At 72.9% G+C, this 22761-nt stretch carries 16 protein-coding genes and 2 pseudogenes; all 18 read right to left on the bottom strand.

Going from position 1 to position 22761, the window contains the following annotated elements:
* Positions 1-33: 33 nt before the first annotated feature.
* Positions 34-1836 carry an ABC transporter ATP-binding protein gene (locus BJF81_RS14885; RefSeq protein ID WP_075958994.1) on the bottom strand — a complete coding sequence of 601 codons (1803 nt, stop codon included), beginning with the start codon at positions 1834-1836 and terminating at the stop codon, positions 34-36.
* Positions 1836-2948 carry an ABC transporter permease gene (locus BJF81_RS14880; protein WP_446740569.1) on the bottom strand — a complete coding sequence of 371 codons (1113 nt, stop codon included), beginning with the start codon at positions 2946-2948 and terminating at the stop codon, positions 1836-1838. Before BJF81_RS14880 ends, BJF81_RS14885 begins: the two co-directional genes overlap by 1 nt.
* A gap of 76 nt (positions 2949-3024) precedes the next feature.
* Positions 3025-4557 (bottom strand): ABC transporter permease, encoded by a 1533-nt coding sequence (locus tag BJF81_RS14875; protein ID WP_075958993.1) that lies wholly within the window; start codon positions 4555-4557, stop codon positions 3025-3027.
* A 230-nt stretch (positions 4558-4787) separates the two neighbouring features.
* Entirely contained in the window at positions 4788-6680 is a 1893-nt protein-coding gene (locus BJF81_RS14870; RefSeq protein ID WP_187345523.1) for an ABC transporter family substrate-binding protein, read from the bottom strand.
* Positions 6681-6866: 186 nt separating this feature from the next.
* Positions 6867-8930, bottom strand: a complete 2064-nt coding sequence (locus BJF81_RS14865; protein WP_075959054.1) for a primosomal protein N' family DNA-binding protein — start codon at positions 8928-8930, stop codon at positions 6867-6869.
* 39 nt (positions 8931-8969) lie between these two features.
* Positions 8970-10183 (bottom strand): annotated as a pseudogene (gene metK, locus BJF81_RS14860) (methionine adenosyltransferase).
* Between the two features lie 76 nt (positions 10184-10259).
* Positions 10260-11510 (bottom strand): bifunctional phosphopantothenoylcysteine decarboxylase/phosphopantothenate--cysteine ligase CoaBC, encoded by a 1251-nt coding sequence (gene coaBC, locus BJF81_RS14855; RefSeq protein ID WP_075958991.1) that lies wholly within the window; start codon positions 11508-11510, stop codon positions 10260-10262.
* A 14-nt stretch (positions 11511-11524) separates the two neighbouring features.
* Complete coding sequence (rpoZ, locus tag BJF81_RS14850; RefSeq protein ID WP_075958990.1) at positions 11525-11788, bottom strand: DNA-directed RNA polymerase subunit omega; 264 nt, start codon at positions 11786-11788, stop codon at positions 11525-11527.
* 4 nt (positions 11789-11792) lie between these two features.
* Positions 11793-12326: a guanylate kinase gene (gmk, locus tag BJF81_RS14845; protein WP_237770274.1), complete on the bottom strand. Its 534-nt coding sequence runs from the start codon at positions 12324-12326 to the stop codon at positions 11793-11795.
* Positions 12327-12412: 86 nt separating this feature from the next.
* On the bottom strand, positions 12413-12730 hold the full coding sequence (mihF, locus tag BJF81_RS14840; RefSeq protein ID WP_075958988.1) for an integration host factor, actinobacterial type: 318 nt from the start codon (positions 12728-12730) through the stop codon (positions 12413-12415).
* A gap of 94 nt (positions 12731-12824) precedes the next feature.
* On the bottom strand, positions 12825-13670 hold the full coding sequence (gene pyrF / locus BJF81_RS14835; protein WP_075958987.1) for an orotidine-5'-phosphate decarboxylase: 846 nt from the start codon (positions 13668-13670) through the stop codon (positions 12825-12827).
* Positions 13667-14659, bottom strand: a complete 993-nt coding sequence (locus tag BJF81_RS14830; RefSeq protein WP_143780894.1) for an iron-sulfur cluster-binding protein — start codon at positions 14657-14659, stop codon at positions 13667-13669. The genes pyrF and BJF81_RS14830 overlap by 4 nt, the downstream gene beginning before the upstream one ends.
* Positions 14545-15339: a hypothetical protein gene (locus BJF81_RS17755; RefSeq protein WP_075958985.1), complete on the bottom strand. Its 795-nt coding sequence runs from the start codon at positions 15337-15339 to the stop codon at positions 14545-14547. The genes BJF81_RS14830 and BJF81_RS17755 overlap by 115 nt, the downstream gene beginning before the upstream one ends.
* Before the next feature lie 20 nt (positions 15340-15359).
* Positions 15360-18782, bottom strand: coding sequence for a carbamoyl-phosphate synthase large subunit (carB, locus tag BJF81_RS14820; RefSeq protein ID WP_075958984.1), 3423 nt, complete (start codon positions 18780-18782; stop codon positions 15360-15362).
* Complete coding sequence (carA, locus tag BJF81_RS14815; protein WP_075958983.1) at positions 18769-19929, bottom strand: glutamine-hydrolyzing carbamoyl-phosphate synthase small subunit; 1161 nt, start codon at positions 19927-19929, stop codon at positions 18769-18771. The genes carB and carA overlap by 14 nt, the downstream gene beginning before the upstream one ends.
* Positions 19926-21250: pseudogene (locus tag BJF81_RS14810) on the bottom strand (dihydroorotase). Before BJF81_RS14810 ends, carA begins: the two are co-directional and overlap by 4 nt.
* Positions 21247-22179, bottom strand: a complete 933-nt coding sequence (locus BJF81_RS14805; RefSeq protein WP_075958982.1) for an aspartate carbamoyltransferase catalytic subunit — start codon at positions 22177-22179, stop codon at positions 21247-21249. The pseudogene BJF81_RS14810 and the gene BJF81_RS14805 overlap by 4 nt, the downstream one beginning before the upstream one ends.
* Positions 22176-22754, bottom strand: a complete 579-nt coding sequence (pyrR, locus tag BJF81_RS14800; protein WP_075958981.1) for a bifunctional pyr operon transcriptional regulator/uracil phosphoribosyltransferase PyrR — start codon at positions 22752-22754, stop codon at positions 22176-22178. Before pyrR ends, BJF81_RS14805 begins: the two co-directional genes overlap by 4 nt.
* Between the last annotated feature and the right edge of the window lie 7 nt (positions 22755-22761).

The raw sequence follows: 22761 nt of genomic DNA, 5'->3' as shown, positions 1-22761 counted from the left end.
ACGCCGGGGCGGCGCCGGTCCTCGCCGCCGGGGTCAGAACTGGTCCTTCTCGTCCGAGATCGTCGCCCGGAACTCCTGGGCGTCGTCGAGGCGCAGCTCGGCGATCTCCTCCCCCTGCTCGCGCAGCAGCTCGTGCCGCTCGCGGCGCCGGCGGGCCTGCTCGATCGGGTCGGGCACCGGTGCGGCGGCGATCAGCCGCTGGGTGTACTCCTCCTGCGGGTGCTCCATGATCTGGGCCCGTGGCCCGGCCTCGACGACCTTGCCGTTCTGCAGCACGACCACCTGGTGGGCGAGCAGGTCGACCACCGCCAGGTCGTGGCTGATGAAGAGGCAGGCGAAGCCGAACTGCTCCTGCAGCTCGGCGAAGATCTTCAGCACCCGGGCCTGGACGGACACGTCGAGCGCCGACGTCGGCTCGTCGGCGACGAGGAGCTCGGGATCCAGGGTCAACGCCCTGGCCACGCAGATGCGCTGCCGCTGCCCGCCGGAGACCTCGTGCGGGTAGCGGTTGAAGACCTCCCGGGGGAGCTGGACGGCGTCGAGCAGCTCGTAGACCTTGTCCTGCCGGGTCTTGCGGTCGCCCACCTTGTGCACCACGAGGGGTTCGGCGATGCACTCGCCGATGGGCAGGCGGGGGTTGAGCGAGGCGGCCGGGTCCTGGAAGACGACGCCGATCCGCTTGCGCAGGGCCTTGAGCTCGCGCTTGTTCATCGTGGTGATGTCCTCGCCGAGGAGCCGGAACTCCCCGGACGCGGCGGGGATCAGGCCCAGGGCGCACCGGCCGATCGTGGACTTGCCGGAGCCGGACTCGCCGACGAGACCGACGATCTCGCCCTTGCGCACCTGGAAGCTGACGTCGTCGACGGCCCGGAACGGGGGCTTGCCCATCCGCTGGTACTCGATGACGAGGTTGCGCAGGTCGATGGCCAGCGGGGCGTCGTGGTCGACCTCCTCGCGCACGCTGATGCCCATCTGGCCGCGGCCGGCCCCCATCTTGGGCACCGAGCCCAGCAGCATCCTGGTGTAGGCGTGCTGGGGGTGCAGCAGCACCTCCTCCACGGTGCCGCGCTCGACGATCTCGCCCTTGAACATCACGGCGACCCGGTCGGCCATGTCGGCCACGACGCCCATGTTGTGGGTGATGAGCAAGATCCCGGTGTTGAGCTTGTCCTTGAGCGAGCGCAGCAGGTCGAGGATGTCCGCCTGCACCGTGACGTCGAGGGCGGTGGTCGGCTCGTCGGCGATGATGACCTTGGGGTCGCAGCTGATCGCGATGGCGATGACGACCCGTTGACGCTGACCGCCGGAGAGCTCGTGCGGGTACTTCTTCATCTGCTTGGCCGGCTCGGGGATGCCGACCATCTCCAGCAGCTCGATGGCCCGGTCGACGGCGGCCTGGCCGCGGGCCACGTGGTGCAGCTCCATCGACTCCACCATCTGGGTGCCGACGGTCAGCACGGGGTTGAGCGCGGTCATCGGCTCCTGGAACACCATGGCCACGTCGTTGCCGCGCAGCCGGCGCATGTTCCGCTCGGAGAGCTGACCGACGTCCCTGCCGGCCACGTTGACGGCCCCGCCGATGGTGGCGTTGGACGGCAGCAGCCGCATCGCCGTCATCGAGGTGACGGACTTGCCCGAGCCGGACTCGCCCACGAGCGCGACGACCTCGCCCGGGCGCACCCGCAGGTCGACGCCCTTGACGGCGTGGACGCTGCCGAACTCGGTCTTGAAGCGGACGTCGACGTCGTCGAAGGTCAGCACGACCTCCTCGCCCTCGCCGGGGGTCCCCGAGCCGGTGAACACCTGGTCGCCGTAGTTCTCGGTCGTGGTCGTCATCAGTCGGCGGTCCTGTTCTGACGGGGGTCGAAGGCGTCGCGCAGGCCGTCACCGAGGAAGTTCACGGACAGCGCGATCGCCAGGATGATCATGCCGGGCCACCAGAAGAGCCACGGCCGGGTCTGGAAGCTGTTCTGGTAGGTCGAGATCAGCAGGCCCAGGGAGGTGTCGGGCGGTCGGACGCCCCAGCCGAGGAAGGACAGCGCCGACTCCAGCAGGATGGTCGCCGCGATCGCCAGCGTGGCGCTGACGATGATCGTGCCGATGGTGTTGGGCAGGATGTGCTTGAAGATGATCCGGCTCGAGCTGGTGCCGATGGCCTCGGCGGCAGCGACGAACTCGCGCTCGCGCAGGGAGAGCACCTCGCCGCGCACCAGCCGGGCCAGGCCGGTCCAGGTCAGCACGCTCAGCAGGAAGGCCAGGGGCCAGATCCCACCACCGGCCATCTTGCCGAACACCGCGGCCATGACCAGGAGCGGGATGACGATGAACAGGTCGGTGACCCGCATGAGGATCGCCTCGACCCAGCCGCGGTAGTAGCCGGCCAGGGCGCCGACGAGCGTGCCGATGATCGTCGACAGGATGCCGACGGTGAAGGCCACGATGAGCGAGCGCTGCGTGCCGCGCATCGTGAGGGCGAAGTAGTCCTTGCCGGCGTTGTCCTGGCCGAAGGGGTACTCCCCCGCCTCGAACGGCCACAGCTGCAGGGTGGGCCGCCCCATGTTCTCCACCAGGGCGCCCTCCCAGAAGTTCTTGCCCCACCAGCCCGGGATGACCCCGTAGCCGATCGAGGTGAAGGCGAAGACCGTGATGGCCAGCAGGGCGACCAGGGAGACCATGGCGCCGCGGTGGCGGAAGAATCGGCGGCGGACCAGCTGGCCCTGGGAGTAGGACTTGCCGGTCAGGTCGATGTTCTTCTCGACCGAGTAGATCTCCGGGGCCCCGTCGGCGCTGGTGCCGTCGGTGACCTCGTCCATGGTGTCCGGGTCCTGCGGGGCGGCCTTGTCCTGGGGGGCCGGCACCGGGGAGAGACCCTCGCGTCCGCTGCCGGGGACCTCGGGCCGGTCCTGCTCGGGGCGGTCCCCGCCGCTGGTCGGGGGCTTGTCGTTCATCGGTCGTTCCTTCGCATGGTCGTGGCCGGCGTCGTCGCCGCCGGTGTCGTGCTCGGGTCGCGGTTCACGGCGCCGCTCACCGGCGGATCCGCGGGTCGAGGAAGGCGTAGGCGATGTCCGCGAGCATGTTCATCAGCACCGCCGCACCGCCGGCCACGAGGTAGTAGGCCATGACCGGGCCGGGGTCGACGGTGTTCAGGCCGTCGCGGAAGATCGCCCCGAGGCCCTTCCAACCGAAGATGGTCTCGGTGATGACGGCGCCGCCGAGGAGGGCGGCGAAGTCGAAGGCGACGATGGTGGTGATCGGGATGAGGGCGTTGCGCAGCGCGTGCTTGGTGTAGACGACCCGGTCGGAGAGGCCCTTGGACCGCGCGGTGCGGATGTAGTCCTGGTTGATCGTCTCCAGCATCGAGGCCCGGGTGTAACGGCTGTAGCCGGCGATGGAGATCAGCGTCAGCACGATCGTCGGCAGGATCAGCTGGACGCCCCAGTTGTAGATCTCGATCCAGAAGTTGCCCTCGAGCCGCTCCGAGGGGATGCGGGCGTCGCCGATGGTCCCGATCGGACGGCCCTGCGGGGCGACGTCCAGGAAGCCGGCCCAGTTGCGCAGCAGCTGGTCCATGAAGACGAGGAAGCCGAAGGCCAGGGCGGTGCCGATGTTGACCACCATGGAGGTCTTCTTCTCGAAGCCGCCGAAGAACCAGCCGATGGCCGCACCGACGACCGCGGACACCAGCGCCAGCAGCAGGACGAGGCCCCACGAGGGATCCTGGATGAGGGGCTGGACGAGGAAGTAGCTCACCACCCCCACGGCCAGGGTCCCCAGGCCGGCGTAGAGGATGCGGCGGTGCTGCAGACCCACGGTCAGCACGAGGAAGAAGGCCAGGGCGGCCAGCCCCCCGACGATGATGAGGGGCAGGCCGAGGGCGGGCTGGCGCCACCAGCCGATGCGGTCGAACCAGAAGACGGCTGCGAAGACCACGCCGGCCGTCACCAGGAAGGTCAGCGCCTGCCGTCGGATGTCCCCGCCGAGCACCGAGGCGATGAGCAGGCCGAAGACGATCGCGATGACCCCCATGGCGACCGTCGTCAGCTGTGGGTCGGCCATCCAGTTGTTGAACCGGATCGCGCCGAAGTCCTTGAGCAGCACCGCGGCCCAGAAGACGGGCAGGGAGAAGAAGAGGAAGGCCAGGAAGGTGATCGAGTAGTCGAACCCGGAGTACTGGCGGATCGCGGAGAGGACGCCCAGGGTGATGCCGATGATGATGGCCAGGGCCACCGACAGGGCCACCAGCCGCAGGCTGGCTCCCGCCGCCCCCAGCAGGAGGCTGTTGACGTTGGCGCCGTCCCGGGTGGTGCCGAGGTCGCACTGGAGCACCAGGCACTTGCCGGCCCCGGTCAGCCACGTCAGGTAGCGCTGCCACCACGGCAGGTCCAGGTTCATGTTCCGGATCCGCGCCTCCATGAGCTGCTCACGGTTCTCGGCGCGGGTCTCCCGCAGGTCCTGCAACGGGTCTCCGGAGTTGATGGTGGCGAAGTACATCAACGCCGAACCCAGGACCAGGATCACCGCCGAGATGGCGATCCGGCGGAGGATGAACTGGAGCACGGGGAATACCTTCCTGCACTGGGACCACGTCGTCGTGGCGGGGGTGACGTGGCACTCTAACCGACCTGGCAGGCCGTTGGCGAAGAGCCCCGACCGCGCGTCGGAGACGGGACGGACCGGGCGACGGAGGGGGCACGCGGCGGGGCGGGAGGGCTGGTGCCCTCCCGCCCCGTGGCGTGCGACGGACCTACCGGGACGACGTCCCCGGACGGACCGCTAGCGCCGGTGGATCAGCTGGCGCGGACCCACTGCTCGGCGTTCCACGACACACCCGTCTGGGTGGAGTTGTGGCGGACGTTCTCGAGCGTGGCGTCGTGACCGATGACGCCCGGGTGGGCGAACAGCGGGATGCCGTAGAGCTCGTCCCACAGCAGCTTCTCGATCTTCTTCACCTGCTCGAGGTGGACGGCCGGGTCGTTGGACGAGGCCAGCTCGTCCCAGGCCGCGTCGACCTCCTCGTTGGAGAACTGGCCGAAGTTCTGGCCGCCACCGGTGGAGTAGATCGGCTCGCCCGAGGCGATCTGCCCCGAACCGGCCCACGCGAAGAGAGCCACCTCCCAGTCACCGGTCTCCAGCGGGCCGCCCTGCTGGAAGAAGGTGGAGTCGCCGGCGTCGACGATGTTGAAGCCCGCCTCGTCGCAGGAGGCCTTGATCGCGGTGACCTCGTCGGTGCGGCGCGGGTTGGGCGCCGAGTAGCCGATGCGGACCTCGACCGGGGTCTCGACCCCGGCCTCCTCCAGCTTGGCGGCCGCACCCTCGATGTCGACCTCGTCGTACCGGCCGTCGTAGGCGGCCGAGAGGACCTCCTGGTAGTCCGGCTGGAAGGGGAACTTCTCGCGCAGGTTCATGACCTCAGCCTCGGGGTTGATCGGCTGGATCAGGTTCTGCACGATCTGCTGACGCGGCACGCACATCGCGAACGCCTCGCGGGCGGCCAGGCCACCCTCCTCGTCGGAGAAGACCGAGCCCTCGGCGAAGTTGAAGTCGAGGTGCTCCCAGGTCATCTCGTCGCCGGTCAGGGTGGTGACGGTGTCGCCCATGCCGGCGAGCTGGTCCATGGTGTCCACGGTGGCCTGCGGCTCGATGACGTTGATGTCACCGTTCTGCAGGGCCTGGACGTGGGTGCCCGGGTCGGCGAACTTGAAGACCAGGTTGGCCGTGGCCGGGGCCGGGCCGTAGAACTCCTCGTTCGGGACCAGACCCAGGGACAGGTCCTTCTCCCAGACCGAACCCTGGAGGGTGTACGGACCCGAGGACGGGACGATGGACTCGTCCGGGATCTCGTAGTCGTTGAAGACCCAGCCGGTGTTCCAGAACTCCGAGGCCTGGGCCACGGTCTCGCCGTCGCCGTCGAGGATGGCCTGGGCCAGGTCGCCGGGCTCCATGCCCGACTGCTCCGCCACGACGTGCGAGGGGAGCGCGCCGGAGACCATGAGCTCCCAGTCGGGGTAGGGCTCGGGGTAGACGAGCGTGAACTCCTTGGAGTCCACCTCGGTCTCCAGGCCGTCCGGGACGTAGACCCCGAAGGTGTCGGACACCGGGTCGAAGCCGAGGGTGTCGACGCCGCCCAGGGACTCCGGGTTGGAGGAGGCCCAGGAGAGCAGGTAGTCGTTCGCGGTCACCGGGGTGCCGTCGGACCAGACCGCCTCGTCGGAGATCGTGTACTCGACGGTCAGCGGGTCCTCGCTGGTGACCTCGTAGGAGCCGAACCACTCGTTGGGGTACACGGTGCCGTCGGTGCCCCAGTACCAGAAGCCGCCGATGAGCTGGTTGTTCACCACCGCGTTGTAGGTCGAGTTGGTCGACGAGGTGTCGCCGTTGTAGGCGTTGTACTGCTCGGACCCGGTCGAGAACGAGATCTCGTCCTGGGCGGTCTGGACGTCGCCCAGGTCCGCCTTCGCGGTGTCCTCCTCGCCGCCGCCGGCAGCGGTGCCGTCCTCCGAGGTCGCCGAGTCGTCGTCGCCGCCGGCGGTCGACTCCTCGTCGTCGGTCTCGGCGTCGGTGCCGCCGCCCTGCTCGTTGGTCGTGCCGGTGTCCTCGGGGGTGTCCGTCTCGGACGTGCAGCCGGCCAGGGCGAGGGCTCCGGCCGCCACGACGGCCATGGTCGCGCGCCTGATCTTCAATGTTCCTCCTAGTGGGAAGCTCGGGCCGGAGCACACGTCCCACTCCGGACGCGCACCCGGTCGACACCGAGCCGGGGGGTTGCGAGAGCAACATAGGCACGGGTGGGGCCCCGACGCCACACCGGTGACCGGACGGTCACTGGATCGTTACCAGTTTGAGACGTCGGCCGCCCGCCCGTCGGCGGCTCAGCGCGGGCCCTCGAGGGGGTCGAGCACCGCGCGGACCTGGTCGTCGGACCGGCGCGCGCTGCGCGTCGCCCGCACCGCGCGCACGTCGGCGGGCAACGATCCTGCCCGCCCCTCCCCCAGGACTGCCACGGACTCCTCGGGACCGGTGGCCCGGACGTCGCCGAGCGGGAGGTGGCCGAGCTCCTCCAGCCGGCCGGCGAACTCCTTCACGCCCGCGGAGGCGCCGCGCAGCAGCACGTGCCGGCGCACCGGAGGAAGACCCAGCTCGACGCGGTCCGCGAGCTCGCGCGCGGCGAGCCACCCGGGGTCCCACCGGACGAGGGCCTCGACGGCCGGGACCTGGGCGTGCGGGGGGACCCCGCACAGGACGACCCGTCCCGGGCCTCCGCGGGGGGCCGGCCGGACCATCGCGGCGGCAGCGGCCCACCTGCGCAACGCCTCGACGGCCGCGTCCAGGCTGGCCCGGTCCAGCAGCTGCCAGCCGTCCAGCAGGGCTGCCGCCCGGTAGCCCCCTGGAGCCCACGGCTCGGCGCCGGGCGTCGCGACCACGAGCGTGGGCGTGTCCTCCACCGTCGCGACCACGGAGGCACCGCCGGACGTGAGCACCCGGACGCCGGGGAAGGCCCGCCCCAGCTCCTCGGCGGTCCGTCGCTCCCCGACGCCGCTCGCCCGCAGACGTCCCGAGCCGCACGCCCGGCACCGGGTCTCCTCCGCAGGGGGCAGCCCGCACCAGCGGCAGACCGGCGCGGTGCCGGTGGCGGGCACGCCGACCGGTCCCGCGCAGCGGGGGCACCGCACGGGGGTGCGGCACTCCTGGCAGGCCAGCGCCACGACATACCCCTGCCGGGGGACCTGGACGAGCACCGGCCCCTCCTCGAGGCCGTCCCGCAGGGCCCGCCAGGCGAGGCTGGGGATGCGGGCGGTGCGGGCGGCCGGGTCGCGGTCCTCCTGCCGCCCCTCACCGGCGACGAGCACCGACGCAGCCGCCGCCCGCACGGCGGACCTGCCCGGCACCACGTCGGCCGCCAGGCCGGTCGCGACCCAGGCCTGCAGGGGGACGCTGCGTCCCAGGCCACCGACCACAAGGCCGGCACCCTCCTGGACGGCCCGCAGGCGCAGCACCTCGCGCACGTGCGGATAGGGCGCCCTCGGCTCCTGGTGCAGGTCGTCGCCGTCGTCCCAGCAGACGAGCAGGCCCAGGTCCCGGACGGGGGCCCAGGCCGCGGCCCGGGTGCCGACGGCCACGCGGGCGTGCCCCCGCAGGAGGCGCAGGAAGGCGCGGTAGCGCGCCTCCGGGCCCAGGTCGGCCGTCAGGGCGACGCAGTCCTGCTCGCCGACGACGGCCGACACGGCGGCGAGCACCCGGTCGACGTCACGCCGGTCCGGCACCACGATCACCGCACCACGCCCGCCGGAACGGGTCGCCGCCACCGCCTCCGCGACGGCGTCCGGCCAGTCCGTCCCGGGGGGCTGTGCGGGCAGGGCCGTCCATGCGGCCACGGGCGCCTCCCCGGCCGCCAGCCGACGCAGGAGCGCGGGCCCGGCGGGGAAGGCGGACCAGGCCCCAGGGGGCTGCCCGGCGGAGGGAGGAGCGGCGGGGCCGGCCGGCTCCTCGGCCGGTGGGGGCTCGGCGGACTCGGCGCGGGCGTGCCGTGGGGGCACGGCCAGGCGGAGCACGTCGGCCAAGGTGCCGCTGTAGTGGTCGGCCACGGCCCGGGCCGTGGCCAGCACGTCGGCGGTGAGCACGGGCTCGGCGCCCACGACCCGCAGGACCGGCGACAGCCTGCCGGGATGGTCGGCCTCGGCGGCCCGGGCCACCACGAAACCGTCGTGCTGGCGGCCCGCCATCCGCACCCGCACCCGGACGCCGGGCTGCGCGGCGTCGGCCAGGTCGTGCGGGACGACGTACTCGAAGACCCGGTCGAGGTGGGGCAGCGGCGTGTCGACGACGACCTGGGCGACGGGGTCCCGGTCGGCCGGGGGCCGGTCCGCGGGCGGGGACGGGCGACGGCGGCGTCGGGCACCGGCCGGTGGGGGCACCAGCGTCAGCTGCTCCTCCACCTCGTCGCCCCCCGTCCGCGCCTCCGGCGCCACCGGTGCTCAGACCGCCCGGCGCAGCTCCTCGACCCGGTCGAGGCGTTCCCAGGTGAAGGCGTTCTCCACCCCGGGCGCTGCGTGCGGCCGAAGTGGCCGTAGGCGGCGGTCGGCCGGTAGATCGGGCGGAGGAGGTCGAGCTGGTCCACGAGGGCGGCGGGCCGCAGGTCGAACACCCGGGTGACCGCGTCCTGGATGGTGTCGTCGGGCACCGTGCCGGTCCCGAACGTCTCCACGTAGAGCCCGACCGGGTGCGCGGTGCCGATCGCGTAGGCGACCTGGATCTCGCAGCGGCGCGCCAGCCCGGCGGCCACCACGTGCTTGGCCACCCACCGCATCGCGTAGGCGGCGGACCGGTCGACCTTGGAGGGGTCCTTGCCGGAGAAGGCTCCTCCCCCGTGCCGGGCCATGCCGCCGTAGGTGTCCACGATGATCTTGCGCCCGGTGAGGCCGGCGTCCCCCATGGGCCCGCCGATCGTGAAGATGCCGGTGGGGTTGACCAGCATCCGGTAGCCGTCGGTGTGCAGGTCGATCCCGGCCTCGTGCGCCTCCTCGAGCACCGGGCCGATGACCCGCTCCCGGATGTCGGGCGTGAGCTGGTCCTCCAGGGAGATGTCCCGGGCGTGCTGGGTGGACAGGACCACGGTGTCCAGGCGCACGGCCCGGTCCCCCTCGTAGGCGATGGTCACCTGGGTCTTGCCGTCGGGCCGCAGGTAGTCCAGCTCGCCGCTCTTGCGCACCTGGCTGAGCCGCTCGGCCAGCCGGTGGGCCAGGAAGATCGGCAACGGCATCAGCTCAGGGGTGTCCTCGCAGGCGTAGCCGAACATCAGGCCCTGGTCGCCGGCGCCCTGGACGTCGTAGGGGTCCGCCCCGGACTCGTCGCGGCTGGCCATGGCCGTGTCCACGCCGACGGCGATGTCGACGGACTGGTCGCCGATGGAGACCTCGACGCCGCAGGTCCGTCCGTCGAACCCCTTGTGCGAGTTGTCGTAGCCGATGTCCAGGATCGTGTCGCGCACGATCTGGGGGATGTTGGCGTAGCCGCTGGTGCGCACCTCCCCCGCGACGTGCACCAGCCCCGTGGTCACCAGGGTCTCGACCGCGACCCGCGAGCCCGGGTCCTGGCGGAGGAGCTCGTCGAGGATGCCGTCGCTGATCTGGTCGCAGATCTTGTCGGGGTGCCCCTCGGTGACGGACTCGGACGTGAACAGGCGGGCCATCGACTCTCCTCGCGGTTGCGCAGCGGCTGCTGACTGACCCGGGCAGTCTACGGTCCGGGACCGACGGCCCCGTCTGCTACGTCCCCAGGGCGGAGACGACCTCGTCGAGGACCGCTGCGGCGACCTTGTCCTTTCCTGTGGGCCCGACGGTGCGCACGTCCGCGACGTCGGGACGCAGCAGGTGGACGGTGCTCGTGTCCTGGCCGAAGGTCACCCCCGGGCCCACCTCGTTGGCCACGAGCAGGTCGCAGCCCTTGCGCTCCAGCTTGGCCCGGGCGTGCTGGAGGACGTCCCCCTGGTCGTCGCCGGTCTCCGCGGCGAATCCGACGAGGAAGGGCCGGTCGAGCTCCCCCCGGTCGGCGACCAGGCCGGCCAGCACGTCGGGGTTGCGCACCAGCTCGACCACCGGCGCCTCCGCCGCGTCCGGTCCGTGCTCCTTCTTGATCTTGCGCGCGGCGTAGGCCGCGGGCCGGAAGTCCGCGACCGCGGCGGCCATGACGACGACGTCCGCGTCGTCGGCCACCGCCTGGTGCACGGCCTCCTGCAGCTGCAGGGCCGTCTCGACGGCGACCACCTCGGCCCCCTCGGGGGCGGGCAGGTCGACGTTGGCGGACACCAGGGTGACCCGGGCCCCACGGCGGGCCGCCTCGGCCGCGAGGGCGTACCCCTGCTTGCCCGACGACCGGTTGCCCAGGAAGCGCACGGGGTCCAGCGGCTCGCGCGTGCCGCCCGCGGACACCACCACGTGCCGTCCGGCGAGGTCGGCGGGCGAGCCGTCGGCCCCGCGACCGGTGGCCGCCCCCTCCGGGACGCGGGCCAGCGCGGCGGCGACGATCTCCTCCGGCTCGGGCAGCCGGCCCGGGCCGCTGTCGGTGCCGGTGAGCCGGCCGGAGGCCGGCTCGACGACGTGGACCCCCCGGTCGCGCAGCGTCCGGACGTTGGCGGCCGTCGCGGCGTGGTGCCACATCTCGGTGTGCATCGCCGGGGCGAGCACGACCGGGCAGCGCGCCACGAGCAGCGTGGTGGTCAGCAGGTCGTCGGCCAGGCCGGCGGCGGCCCGGGCCAGCAGGTCGGCGGTCGCGGGGGCCACGAGCACCAGGTCGGCCTCCTGCCCGAGCCGGACGTGCGCGACGCCCGGCACGTCGTCCCAGACCTCGGTCGCGACGGGGCGTCCGCTGAGGGCCTCCCAGGTGGCGGTGCCGACGAAGCGCAGCGCGGCGCGGGTGGGCACGACGGTGACCTCGTGCCCGGCCTCGGTGAGCAGGCGCAGGACCAGGCAGGCCTTGTAGGCGGCGATCCCCCCGGAGACCCCGAGGACGATCCGCATACCCCTGGTCCTGGTCAGCTCTCGATGGCGCCCAGGTGCAGCTTGCCCTGGTCGACCTCGTGCAGCGCGATGGACAGCGGCTTGTCGGTCGCGTCGGCCTCCACGAGGGGACCGACGTACTCGAGCAGGCCCTCCGAGAGCTGGGAGTAGTAGGCGTTGATCTGGCGGGCCCGCTTGGCGGCGTAGATGACGAGGGCGTACTTGCTGTCAGCCCGCTCGAGGAGACTGTCGATCGGCGGGTTGGTGATGCCGTCCGGGTGGGCGATGGTGCCGGTCACGTTCTCACGATTCCTTTGCTGGGGTGGGGTCAACCATCAATGATACGAGTTCCTCCGCGGCGCGGGAAACGTCGTCGTTGACGATGGTCACGTCGAACTCCTGGGCGGCGTCGAGCTCGGTGCGGGCGGTGCGCAGCCGCACCTCGCGTTCCTCGGCCGACTCGGTGCCCCGTCCCTCGAGCCGGTCGACGAGGTCGCCCCAGGAGGGCGGTGCGAGGAAGACGAACAACGCGTCCGGCATCGCCCTGCGGACCTGGCGGGCCCCCTGCAGGTCGATCTCCAGCAGGGCCGGCCGACCCTGCGCCAGCACCTGCTCCACCGGTCCGCGCGGGGTGCCGTATCGGGCCCGGCCGTGCACCCACGCCCACTCGAGGAGATCGTCCTCCCGCGTCAGCCGGTCGAACTCGGCGTCGTCGACGAAGTAGTAGTGCTGGCCGTGGACCTCGTCCGGCCGCGGCGGCCGCGTGGTCGCCGACACCGACAGCCAGACCCCCGGATGGTGGCGACGCACGTAGGCGGCCACGGTCCCCTTGCCCACGGCGGTCGGCCCGGCCAGGACGACGAGTCGGCGGGCGGGGACGGAGCCCTCGGGCTCCCCGGCGACCTGGGGCTGCTGTGCGGGGATCAGCTCTCGCCGAACCGCTCGAGCAGCTGGGCGATCTGGTTGGCGCCCAGCCCACGGACCCGACGGCTCTCGGAGATGCCGATCTCCTCCATCACCTGCCGGGCTCGGACCCGACCCACGCCCGGCAGCGACTCCAGCAGCGCCGAGACCTTCATCTTGCCGACGACGTCGTTCTCCTTGCCCTCGGAGATGACGTCCTTGAGCGAGCCCTGGGCGTTCTTGAGCCGGTTCTTCACGGCCGCGCGCTCACGGCGGGCCTCCGCCGCCTTGGCGAGCGCGTCGGCTCGCTGCTCGGGCGTCAGCTGGGGAAGGGGCACGGTCCAACTCCTCCGTCTGGGTCGGTGCACGGACGGGTGTCCGCTGCAGTGAACCTATCCACACCCGGGCGTGTGTGCCAACCCCGCGCGGGGCTCATCCCGGGGCCAGGTCACGGCGCAGCTGCCCGGACCACGTGGTGACGGCGCGGACCAGGTCGTCCGGGCGTGGTCCGGCTGCGAGGATCCCCCGGCTGACCGGCACCAGGACCCGGTCGGTCAGACCGGCGAAGACCCGCGCCACGTCCGCCCCGGACGCCCCCTGCGCCCCGACCCCGGGGGCGAGCACGGGGGCGCCGGCACCGGGCAGGTCCAGACCGAGGACCGAGGGGGTCGCCGGGAGGGTCGCCCCGACCACCAGGCCCACGTCCCCGAACGGTGCCAGGCCGGCGTTATCGGCCGCGACCTGGTCGACCACCCGGGCGGCGACCGACGGCGACCCGACCTGCTGGACCTCTGCGCCCTCGGGGTTGGACGTCAGTCCTAGGACCCACACCCCGCGGCCGGTCGCGCGGGCGAGGTCCACGGCGGGACGGAGCGCCCCGTAGCCGAGGTAGGGGCTCAACGTCACCGAGTCGGCGGCCAGCGGGGCTCCGTCGGCCAGGTAGGCCTCGGCGTAGGCCAGCATGGTCGAGCCGATGTCCCCTCGTTTGACGTCCAGCACGCTGAGCAGGTCGCGCTCCCGGCACCCGGCGAGCACCTCCTCCAGGACGCGGACCCCCTCCGCACCGTGCCGCTCGAAGAAGGCGGACTGCGGCTTGACGGCGGCGCACCTGCCGGCCGCCGCGTCGAGGACCCGACCGCTGAAGACGCGCAGCCCGTCCGCGTCGTCGGGCAGTCCCCAGTCCGCCAGCAGCCGCGGGTGCGGGTCGAGCCCGACGCAGAGGGGACCGTGCCGTCCCATCGCCTCGGCCAGCCTGGCTCCGAAGTGGGTGGTGGTCACGCGGTTCTCCTGTCGGTGGTGGGACGAGGGGACGAGGGGGGTGGCGCTGCCTCGGCGGCCGTCCGCAGCACCGGCAGCAGGGTGGGGTCCGCCCACAGGGCCGTGCCCACCTGGACGCCGTCGGCACCGTCGCTGAGTGCGGCACGGACGGTCGTGGCCGAGTGGATCCCACCGGCGGCGACGAGAAAGGTGCCGGGCCAGCGCTGCTCCGCCGCTGCCGAGCACAGCGAGCGCAGTCCGGCCCTCGTCGTCGCGGCGTTCGAGGGTCCGGTCCACCACCGGCCCCCGCCGAGGGGAACCTGCCCCGACACCACGACGGCCGAGGCTCCTCCGGCCACCGCGGACCGGGCGACGGCGACCAGCTGCGGATCGACCGCCAGCACCTTGACGAGGACGGGCAGGGTGCGCCCCGCGGCCTCGCGGACCCGGGCGGTCGCCCGCAGGACCGTCTGCTCGTCGCGGCCGCGCAGGTCCACCTCGACGGCGCCCACGACACCTCCGTCGGGGTGCCGCAGCAGCTGCTGCAGCGGGGCGGCGAGCTCCTCGGGCGCAGCACCCCGCACCGCGAGGCACACGCGGTGGCCCGCGGTGGCGGCCCAGGTCAGGCGGGCGCCGGCCACCTCGACGGTGAGGGCAGGCGCGTCGTCGTGGTCGACCCCGCCGACGCCGGACCCGTGCACCCGGGTGCGTGCGTCGCTGCTGCGACGGGACCCGGTGGCGACCGGACCGACGGGGAGCAGCAGTCCGTCCGCACCCTCGAGGCGGGCCAGCGCGGCAGGGTCGGTCAGCGCGCCCGGGCCGAGCCAGGTCCGTGGCAGCGTCGTGCGCCGTGCGGCGCTCAGGACCGACTTCCCCCCGACCCACTCCCCCGGGATCACCGGGCCCTCGGTGCAGGCACGCAGCAGCTGCCCGGCGGCCGGACCGCCGGGCAGCTCCAGGTCGCACCCTCCGCACAATCCCGTGCCGCACAGCACGTCCTGCCCGCCCACGTCCAGGACGCTGGCCCGGCAGGCCGCGCCCCGCGCACCGGCCGCGTCGACGAGCCGAGGCAGCAGGTGCGGGGGCGTGGCCGCATACACGACGCCCACCTGGCCGGTGAGCTCCTCCAGCACCCGGCGACGGCGTCGACGAGGTCGACCGAGGTCGTCAGCACCACGCTGCGGGCGTGCCGGCGCAGGAAGGGCAGGTCCAGGTGCAGCTCGGGGTCGTCGGCCGAGAGCACGAGGTGCACGACGCAGCCCCGGGAGCGCAGGCGCGCCGTGAGCCACCGGAGCGGGACGGCGCCGCCCTCGTGGCCGACGAGGAGCACCGGCACCGGCTGACGGGGTGCCGGGAAGCCCTGCCCCAGGGGGCCCAGCAGCCTCATCCGGTCGCCGGGCGTCGTCGACCGGTCCGCGGGAAGCACCAGCTCGGCCGTGGTGCCGTGCACCGGGTCCTGGTCCGAGCCGGCGAGCCAGTGCACGCGGGCCCGGACCGTGCCCGCCGCCGGGTCGCGCGGCTCGACCACGAACTGGCCCGGCCGTGCGCTGCCCCAGCCGTCGTGCCCGTGGGACACCGTCAGCCCGACCACGTCGAAGCGGCCGGCCGGACGTACCGAGACGACCTCGGCCGTCGACGTGGTCAGGACCTCGGCCGGCCGGGGCCCGGCGGGAGGTCGCCGTGCGTCCATGACGGTGGCCGCGACGGCGTTCAGCCGCGGGCGTCGACGGCCGGGGCCGCGGCCCGGCCGAACAGGTCGAGGGAGGCCGCGTGCTCCTGCAGGGACGCGACCTGCAGGGGGCCGCCGCGCATCGCCTCGATCCCGAGCACCGCCACGGCCAGCTGCTGGACCGTGGTGATGATCGGGCGGTCCAGGCTGGTGGTCGCCGCCCGGATGGCGTAGCCGTCCGCCCGTGCGTCGCGCCCGGAGGGCGTGTTGATGACCATGTCGACCTCCCCGGCCGTGATGCGCTCCACCACCGAGGGGCCAGAGGAGCTGCTCCCCTCCGGCTGGCTGTGCTTGCGCACCACCTGGGCCTCGATGCCGTTGCGTCGCAGGACGTCGGCGGTGCCCTCGGTCGCCATCACCGAGAACCCCAGGTCGACGAGACGCTTCACCGGGAAGATCATCGACCGCTTGTCCCGGTTGGCCACGGACACGAAGACCGTCCCGCCGGTGGGCAGGCTCGTGCCGGCCCGCAGCTGGCTCTTGGCGAAGGCGGCGCCGAACGAGGCGTCGATCCCCATGACCTCTCCGGTGGAACGCATCTCCGGACCGAGGATCGAGTCGACCGCCTGACCGGTCTGCGTGCGGAACCGGCGGAAGGGCAGGATCGCCTCCTTGACCGAGAAGGGGGCGTCGGCGGGCATGACGCCCCCGTCCGCGTGCGCGGGCAGGGCCCCCTCCCGCCGGAGCTCGGCGATCGTGGTGCCCATCATCACCCGGGCGGCCGCCTGGGCCAGCGCCACCCCCGTGGCCTTGGCCACGAACGGGACGGTCCGGCTGGCGCGCGGGTTGGCCTCCAGGACGTAGAGCACGTCCTGGGCCAGGGCGAACTGCACGTTGATCAGGCCACGGACCCCGATCGCCTCGGCCAGCAGGCGGGTCGCCTCCCGCACCTGCTCCAGCTCGGTGCGACCCAGGGTGAACGGTGGCAGCACGCAGGCGGAGTCGCCCGAGTGGATGCCGGCCTCCTCGATGTGCTCCATGATCCCGCCGACGTACAGGCCGTGGCCGTCGTAGAGGGCGTCCACGTCGATCTCCACGGCGGTGTCCAGGAAGCGGTCGACGAGGACGGGGTGGTCCGGGCCGGCCAGCGTGGCCCGGTCGACGTACCCGGCCAGGGTCTCGTCGTCGTAGACGATCTCCATGCCGCGTCCGCCCAGGACGTAGGAGGGGCGGACCAGGACCGGGTAGCCGATCTCGTGGGCCACCGCCAGCGCCTCCTGCGCCGAGTACGCGGTGCCGTGCCGGGGTGCGGCCAGGCCCGTCTCGGCGAGGATCCGGCCGAAGGCCGCACGGTCCTCGGCCAGGTGGATCGCCTCCGGCGAGGTCCCCACCACGGGCACGCCCTCGGCCTTGAGCGCCGCCGCCAGACCGAGCGGGGTCTGGCCCCCGAGCTGGACGACGACCCCGGCGAGCGGACCGGCCTGGCGCTCGGCGTGGACCACCTCGAGGACGTCCTCCAGGGTGAGCGGCTCGAAGTAGAGCCGGCTGGAGGTGTCGTAGTCGGTGGAGACGGTCTCGGGGTTGCAGTTGACCATGACCGTGTCGAACCCGTGCTCGCGCAGGGTGATCGAGGCGTGCACGCAGGAGTAGTCGAACTCGATGCCCTGGCCGATCCGGTTCGGGCCCGAGCCGAGGATGATCACGGCGGGCCGTTCCCGCGGGGCGACCTCGGTCTCCTCGTCGTAGGAGGAGTAGTGGTAGGGCGTCAGGGCCTCGAACTCGCCGGCGCAGGTGTCCACCGTCTTGTAGACCGGTCGGACGCCCAGGGCATGGCGCACCCCGCGGACGACGTCCTCCGTCATGCCGGTCAGCTCGGCGAGCTGGGCGTCGGAGAAGCCGTGCCGCTTGGTCAGGCGGAGCAGCTCGGGGCTGAGCCGCCCGTCGCCGGTCAGCCGCGCCTCGTCGTGCACCTGCGCGGCGAGCTCGTTGATCAGCTGGATCTGGTCGAGGAACCACGGGTCGATGCCTGTCGCGTCGTGCACCTCCTCGACGCTGCAGCCGCCGCGCAGGGCCTGCTGGACCAGGACGATCCGGCCGTCGGTGGGCGTGCGGGCCTGGTCGAGCAGGGCGCGAGCCATCTCGGGGCTGGGCGACTCGTCCTCGCGCCAGTGGAAGCTGCTGCCCGCGCGCTCGACCGAGCGGAGGGCCTTCTGCAGCGCCTCGGTGAAGCTGCGCCCGAGAGCCATCGCCTCACCGACAGACTTCATCGTCGTGGTCAGCGTCGGGTCCGCGGCCGGGAACTTCTCGAAGGCGAACCGGGGCACCTTCACCACGACGTAGTCCAGGGTCGGCTCGAAGGCGGCCGAGTACCAGCGGTCGGCGTCGTGCCGCTGTTCGCCGGAGGCGGTCCGGGGGGCCTCCGGGGGGCGGAGCCCCCCGGACGTGGTGATGTCGTTGGGCACCTCGTCGAGGGTGTAGCCGAGGGCCATCTTGGCGGCGATCTTGGCGATCGGGTAGCCGGTGGCCTTGGACGCCAGGGCCGAGGACCGGGACACCCGCGGGTTCATCTCGATGACGATGACCCGTCCGTCGTCCGGGTCGACCGCGAACTGGATGTTGCAGCCGCCGGTGTCGACGCCCACCTCGCGGATGACCGCGATGCCGATGTCGCGCAGCTGCTGGTACTCCCGGTCGGTGAGCGTCATCGCCGGCGCGACCGTGATCGAGTCGCCGGTGTGCACCCCCATCGGGTCCAGGTTCTCGATGGAGCAGACGACCACGACGTTGTCCGCCCGGTCGCGCATGACCTCGAGCTCGTACTCCTTCCAGCCCATGATGGACTCCTCGAGGAGCACCTCGGTGGTGGGGCTGTCCTGCAGGCCCGCGCCGGCGATCATGCGCAGCTCGTCCTCGTCGTGCGCGAACCCGCTCCCGAGGCCGCCCATCGTGAACGAGGGCCGCACGACCACCGGGTAGCCGAGCTCCTCCGCGGCGGCGATGGCCTCCTCCATGGTGTGGCAGATCGCCGACCGGGCGACGTCGGCCCCGCAGCGCTCCACGACGCCCTTGAAGGCCTGCCGGTCCTCCCCCAGCTGGATCGCCTCGACGTTGGCGCCGATGAGGGGGCAGCCGTAGCGTTCGAGCACGCCCGCCTCGTGCAGGGCGATCGCGGTGTTGAGCGCGGTCTGACCACCCAGGGTGGCCAGCACCGCGTCCGGCCGCTCCTTGGCGATGATCGCCTCGACGATCTCGGGGGTGATCGGCTCCACGTAGGTCGCGTCCGCCACCCCGGGGTCGGTCATGATCGTCGCCGGGTTGGAGTTGACCAGGACGACACGCACGCCCTCCTCGCGCAGCACCCGGCAGGCCTGGGTCCCCGAGTAGTCGAACTCGGCGGCCTGGCCGATGACGATCGGCCCGGAGCCGATGACCAGGACGCTCCTGATGTCCTCACGCCTGGGCACGGTGCTCCTCCATCATCGTCACGAACCGGTCGAAGAGGTGCTCCGCGTCGTGCGGACCGGCGGCGGCCTCGGGGTGGTACTGGACGGAGAAGGCCGGGACCTGCTCGCACACCAGCCCCTCCACCACGTCGTCGTTGAGGGCCACGTGGCTGCAGCGCACGGGGCCGTAGGGGGTCGGGACCGGCTCGTCCGTGGCCGCACCCTCGGGCCAGCCGACGGCGAAGCCGTGGTTGTGCGCGGTCACCTCCACCCGGCCGGTGGACCGGTCGAGGACGGGCTGGTTGATCCCCCGGTGCCCGAACGCCAGCTTGTAGGTGGGCAGACCCAGGGCGCGCCCCAGCAGCTGGTTGCCGAAGCAGATGCCGAAGTAGGGCAGCCCGGCGTCCAGTGCCCGGCGCAGCAGCTCGATCTCGTGCTCCGCCGTGGCGGGGTCGCCCGGACCGTTGGAGAAGAAGACACCGTCGGGCTCCACCGCCAGCACCTCCTCCCACGTGCTGGTCGCCGGCAGCACGTGCACGCGGATGCCCCGGGCGGCCATCAACGTCGGCGTCGTCCCCTTGATGCCCAGGTCGAGCGCGGCCACCGTCCAGCGTGGCGTCACCCCCTCTGGCGGGGACACCACGTAGGCGTTCGGCGTCGACACCTCCTCGGCGAGGGCCGCGCCCACCATGGGCGGCGCCTCCTCCACCGTGCGCCGCAGCTCCTCCGCCGGGCGACCGGCGTCGGGCCCGGAGAAGACGCCGACCCGCATCGCACCGCGGTCACGCAGGTGCCGGGTCAGCGCCCGGGTGTCGACACCGCTGATGCCCACGACCCCGGCCTCGCGGAGGGCGTCCTCGAGGTCCCCCTGCGAGCGCCAGTTGGACGGACGCAGGGCCGGGTCGCGCACGACGAACCCGGCCACCCAGATGCGCCGGCTCTCCATGTCGTGCGGGTTCACGCCGGTGTTGCCGATGTGGGGGGCGGTCATGACGACCACCTGCCGGTGGTAGGAGGGGTCGGTCAGCGTCTCCTGGTAGCCGGTCATCCCGGTCGAGAACACGGCCTCACCGACCGTGGTGCCGACGGCGCCGTAGGCCTGGCCCGAGAAGGTGCGGCCGTCCTCGAGCACCAGCACCGCGGGCTCGTGACGGGTCGTGGTGCTCACTCCTCGCCTCCCCACACGAGGCCCTCGCGGGCCGTGACCCGTCCACGCAGCATCGTCAGGTGGACGGCGCCGGTCAGCTGAAGCCCGTGCCAGGGGTTGTTGCGCGACAGGGACCGGGACCGGGTCGCGTCCACCGTGACCACGCGGTCCTGGTCGACCAGGGTGAGGGTCGCGGGGTCGCCCGGCTGCACCCGGTGCCCCTGGTCGTCAGCCGGGCGATGCGGGCCGGGGCCTGGGACATGACCCGGGCCACGTCGGACCAGCTCATGCGGCCCTCCCGGACCATGAGGGTGCTGACCACGCCGAGGGCGGTCTCCAGGCCGAGCATCCCGAAGGCCGCGTCGACGAAGGCGTGCTCCTTGTCCTGGCGCACGTGGGGCGCGTGGTCGGTGGCCACGGCGTCGATGGTGCCGTCGGCCAGCGCCTCGCGCAGCGCCTCCGCGTCCTCGGTCGGCCGCAGGGGCGGGTTGACCTTGAAGGTCGGGTCGTAGCCGACCAGGCGCTCCTGGGTCAGCATGAGGTGGTGGGGGGTCACCTCTGCGGTGACGTCGATCCCCTGCGCCCTGGCCCAGCGGAGCACCTCCACGCTGCCGGCTGTCGACACGTGCGCGACGTGCACCCGGGAGCCGGTGTGCCGGGCGAGCATGACGTCCCGGGCGACGATCGTCTCCTCGGCGACGGCCGGCCAGCCGGGCAGGCCGAGGCGTCCGGAGAGCTCGCCCTCGTGGCAGCAGGCCCGGCCGTCGGCCAGCCGGGGGTCCTGGGAGTGCTGGGACACGACGCCGTCGAAGGCGCGGACGTACTCCAGCGCCCGGCGCATCAGCCGGGCGTCGTGGACGCACCGGCCGTCGTCGGAGAACACCCGGACGCGCGCCCGGGACCGGGCCATGAGGCCCAGCTCGGCCAGCTCCTCGCCGGCCAGCCCCTTCGTGACCGCGCCCACCGGGTGGACGTCGACGTAGCCGGCCCGCCGCCCCAGGTCCAGGACCCGTTCGGCCACCTCGGCGGTGTCGGTGACCGGGTCGGTGTTGGCCATGGCCAGGACGGCGGTGAACCCGCCGGCGGCGGCGGCCTGCGATCCCGTCTCGACGGTCTCGGCGTCCTCCCGACCGGGTTCCCGCAGGTGGGTGTGCAGGTCGACGAACCCGGGCAGCAGCACCAGGCCGTCGGCCGACAGCCGCTGGGTGCCCGCCGGGGCCTGGGCGGACGCCTCCGCCCCGACGGCCACGATCCTGCCGTCGGCGACGAGGACGTCCTGGGCCCCGTCCCCGAGCACGTCCGCCCCCTCGACGAGAAGGCTGGGCTGGGTGTGCGAGGTCACTGGGTGCTCCCTTCCCCGGCGAGGAGGTGGTAGAGGATGGACATCCGGACGGCGACGCCGGCGCTGACCTGGTCCAGGACCAGCGAGCGGGCCGCGTCGGCGGCCTCGGCGGAGATCTCCAGGCCCCGGTTCATCGGGCCCGGGTGGGTGATCACCGCGTGGTCCGGCAGCAGCGCGAGCCGGCGGGGGGTGAGCCCGTAGGTGACGGCATACTCCCTCGCGGTGGGGAAGTATCCCCCGCTCATCCGCTCGCGCTGGACCCGGAGCATCATCACGGCGTCCACGCGCGGCAGGACCTCGTCCAGGTCGTAGGAGGTCTCGAACCCGTCGACCCCCGCCCAGGAGGCCACCCCGGCGGGCATGAGGGTGGGCGGAGCCACCAGGGTGACGGCGGCGCCGAGGGCCCGCAGGGAGAGCAGGTTGGAGCGCAGCACCCGGGAGTGCGTCAGGTCGCCGACGATGGCCACGTGCCGCCCGTCCAGGTCGCCGAGCGCGCGGCGCAAGGTGTAGGCGTCGAGCAGGGCCTGGCTGGGGTGCTCGTGGGTGCCGTCGCCGGCGTTGACGATGGAGCAGTCGACCCAGTCGGCGATCTGGGCCGGGGCGCCGCTGGCGGGGTGGCGCACGATCATCATGTCCACCCCCATCGCGTCGATCGTCAGGACGGTGTCGCGCAGCGACTCCCCCTTGGAGATGGAGGTCCCCTTCCCGGTGAGGTTGATCGTGTCCGCGCTCATCCACTTGCCGGCGATCTCGAAGGAGGCCCGGGTCCGGGTGGAGTCCTCGAAGAAGAAGTTGATGATGGTGCGGCCGCGCAGGGTCGGCAGCTTCTTGACGTCGCGGTCCTGGACCTCGTGCATGGAGACCGCGGTGTCGAGGATCGAGACGATCTCCTCACGGGTGAGGTCGGCGATCGAGAGCAGATGCTTCACGGCGCCACCTCCGCCGGTCCGGCGATCCGCACGCCCTCGGTGCCCTCGCCGTCGTGCTCGGCCAGGCGCACCATCACCCGCTCCGCCGTGGAGGTCGGCAGGTTCTTGCCGACGTAGTCGGCGCGGACGGGCAGCTCGCGGTGGCCCCGGTCGACGAGGACGGCCAGCCGGACCGCACGGGGCCGCCCGAGGTCGGAGAGTGCGTCGAGCGCGGCCCGCACCGTGCGTCCGGAGTAGAGGACGTCGTCGACGAGGACCACGACCTTGTCGTCGACCCCTCCGGGCGGCACCACGGTCGGCTCGACGGCCCGGGTGGGCTGGCTGCGCAGGTCGTCGCGGTACATCGTCACGTCGAGGGACCCGACGGGGACCTCGGTCCCCTCCACCCGTTCGAGAGCGTCGGCCAGGCGGCGGGCCAGATGGGCTCCGCGCGTGGGGATCCCCAGGAGCACCAGGTGCTCCGGCCCCTTGTTGGCCTCGAGGATCTCGTGGGCGATCCGGCGCAGCGCCCGGTCGATGTCGTCGCTGTTGAGGACCTCTCGTCCTGGACCAGCCGTGTTCTGGGCAGGGGTCACAGCCCGT

Source organism: Ornithinimicrobium sp. CNJ-824 (genome assembly GCF_001942405.1).
GTDB lineage: Bacteria > Actinomycetota > Actinomycetes > Actinomycetales > Dermatophilaceae > Ornithinicoccus > Ornithinicoccus kibberensis.
Note: the sequence above shows the minus strand (reverse complement) of the source record. Positions and strands in the feature narration are given on the sequence as shown.